The sequence below is a fragment of the Oleiphilus sp. HI0066 genome (assembly GCF_001635725.1).
Genome location: NZ_LWFH01000808.1, coordinates 1 through 1401, shown reverse-complemented (window position 1 = coordinate 1401; position 1401 = coordinate 1). Strand labels below are relative to the sequence as shown.

The 1401-nt window shown below is 51.0% G+C and carries 1 protein-coding gene; it reads right to left on the bottom strand.

Annotated features, from left to right (window positions below; genetic code table 11):
• Nucleotides 1–1401 (bottom strand): VCBS domain-containing protein (locus A3738_RS09625; protein ID WP_197473761.1); only part of this gene is annotated, 1401 nt, incomplete at both ends.

Here is a 1401-nt window from a genome sequence, read left to right as displayed (position 1 = left end):
CCGATTGTGCTGTAATGACACTCAAAGCGGGCGCGTCGTTAATACCTGTAATCGTCACCGAAATACTGTGTGCGGTGCCGTCTGCCGAATGGATTTGTATCACATCGGTCAGCGTATTATTGATCGGCGAGGAGCCTGCACCGAGCCGCTGCACGTCGCGACTTTGATTATCTAGATCATAGGTCCAGGTACCATTCGCTTGAAGGTGTAATGTTCCGTGTACACCCTGGATATCGCCCGCTTGAAAATGATCCTGACTAGCATCTTTATCACTTACACTGAGCGTGCCCGTCGCTTGCAGCGTGGTATCTTCTCTCACCATTCCGGTATCCGCACCGCTGATGATCGCCGTATCATCTTTGCCGTGCACGGTAATGGTTAAGTTCTGCGTATCGGTTGCACCGCTTTGATCGACTACGCCAACGGGTATTGTCAGCGTTTGAACTTGACCTGCCGCTAGGTGTTGGTAACTCGCATGGCTCGGATCAAAGCTATAGCTGCCGTCTGCATGCAGGGTAAACCCATCAACTTGCTGCATTACGCTGTAACGAGCGACTTCATGGTCGTCAGTATCCGTTGCTGTAAGCTGGCCCGTTAGCAATTGGCCATCCTCTGTCACACTTTGCGCTTGGATTTGCTGTAATACCGGCGCGTCATTTGTGCCCGTTAGGGTGATGACAAGATTCTTGGTATCAGTCGCGCCAGCTAGGTCAGTTACTGTCACAGGGATGGTGATGGTTTGTACATCGCCTTGCGCCAAATGGTTATAACTACCGTGGTTTGGGTCGAAGCTATAGCTACCATCTTGCTTTAGTACAAAACCATCTACATTCGGTGCACTAAAGGTAAGTTGGTCATTCGTATCAATATCCGAGCCGGTAAGCACACCTGTGGTCTTAGTGCTATCACCCTCTCTTGCCGATTGTGCTGTAATGACACTCAAAGCGGGCGCGTCGTTAATACCTGTAATCGTCACCGAAATACTGTGTGCGGTGCCGTCTGCCGAATGGATTTGTATCACATCGGTCAGCGTATTATTGATCGGCGAGGAGCCTGCACCGAGCCGCTGCACGTCGCGACTTTGATTATCTAGATCATAGGTCCAGGTACCATTCGCTTGAAGGTGTAATGTTCCGTGTACACCCTGGATATCGCCCGCTTGAAAATGATCCTGACCAGCATCTTTATCACTTACACTGAGCGTGCCCGTCGCTTGCAGCGTGGTATCTTCTCTCACCATTCCGGTATCCGCACCGCTGATGATCGCCGTATCATCTTTGCCGTGCACGGTAATGGTTAAGTTCTGCGTATCGGTTGCACCGCTTTGATCGACTACGCCAACGGGTATTGTCAGCGTTTGAACTTGACCTGCCGCTAGGTGTTGGTAACTCGCATGGCTCG